Source organism: Sedimenticola hydrogenitrophicus, assembly GCF_029017505.1.
GTDB lineage: Bacteria > Pseudomonadota > Gammaproteobacteria > Chromatiales > Chromatiaceae > Sedimenticola > Sedimenticola hydrogenitrophicus_A.
This window is the reverse complement of record NZ_JAQGEI010000103.1, coordinates 1-1,064: the sequence shown is the minus strand read 5'-3', so window position 1 is coordinate 1,064 and position 1,064 is coordinate 1. Positions and strand designations below refer to the sequence as shown.

Genomic DNA, 1,064 nt, shown 5'->3' with positions numbered 1-1,064 from the left:
TGTTAACGGCTGAGTAAAACCGCGCCTATCTGGCGAAGTCCACAGTCGCGGATTTGGGCGGCATTACTCGACCTCAGCCAGGCAGGTCGCCTCTACTCAAGCCAAGTAACGCCGCCGATCTCGGCTGAATGATCTGCTCAGAAGGTCAAGTCATCGTCGTTGACCTCGAAGGTCGTTACCCGCTCCTCCTGCATCAACTCGATCAATGAGATCTGGTAACGGCTCCAGATCGCATCGCGGATTTCGTCGATCAACTCGTAAACGGCTAACGCCTGCTCCGGCGTCCAGTAGTCGGGTATCTGTATCGGGATCATGGCTTGGTCTCCTTCTTCCCGGTCGTAGCCGTTTTGCTTTTCTTGCGGCTGGCGGCGCGCCGCTGTTGCCGCTCCTTGGCCTCCTTGAGGCGGTAGGACTGCCCTTCGATGGTGAGGATCTCCGAGCGATGGATCAGACGGTCCACCAACGAGACCACGCAGGAGGCGTTGGGAAAGACCTCGCCCCACTCGGCGAAGGGCCGGTTGGTGGTGACCAGGGTGGATTTCTCCTCGTAACGCCGGGAGACGATCTCGAACAGCAGATCAGCATGGCGATTGGAGTAGGAGAGGTAGCCCACCTCGTCGATCACCAGCAGTTGCGGCCGGGTGTAGCGGGCGAGGCGCCGTTTGATGGCGCCATCGCCGTCCTGGGCGGCCAGGTCATTGAGCATCTGGCCGGCGCTGGTAAAGAGGACGCTATGGCCCGCCAGTACCGCTTGATGGGCGATGTTGCGGGCCAGGGTCGATTTGCCTACCCCGTTGGGTCCCGCCAGGATGATATTGACCGCCTCGGTGAGGAAGTCGAGGCGCATCAGGTCACTGACCAGCTCCCGGTCGCACTGGCTGGGCCAGTTCCAGTCGAAGTCGGCCAGGGGCTTGAAGCGCCCCAGGTGGGCACCTGTCATGCGCCGCTCCAGGCTGCGCTGGGCGCGCTCCGCTTCCTCCCACTGGATCAGCGGTGCGATCCAGCCGCGTTCTTCGATCTCCTCCCAGTGGCTCAGCAGGCCGTGGAGCTTGAGCGCCTTGGCC

Annotated in this window: 2 protein-coding genes; both read right to left on the bottom strand. The window is 62.2% G+C overall.

All coding sequences use genetic code 11. The annotated features are described in order from the left end of the window. Window positions 1-137 precede the first annotated feature (137 nt). Window positions 138-314, bottom strand: a complete 177-nt coding sequence (locus O9K64_RS23445; protein WP_260296060.1) for a hypothetical protein — start codon at window positions 312-314, stop codon at window positions 138-140. Beyond that, a partial coding sequence (istB, locus tag O9K64_RS23440) for an IS21-like element helper ATPase IstB (RefSeq protein WP_275100540.1) occupies window positions 311-1,064 on the bottom strand: 754 nt, incomplete at its 5' end. The genes istB and O9K64_RS23445, both read right to left, overlap by 4 nt.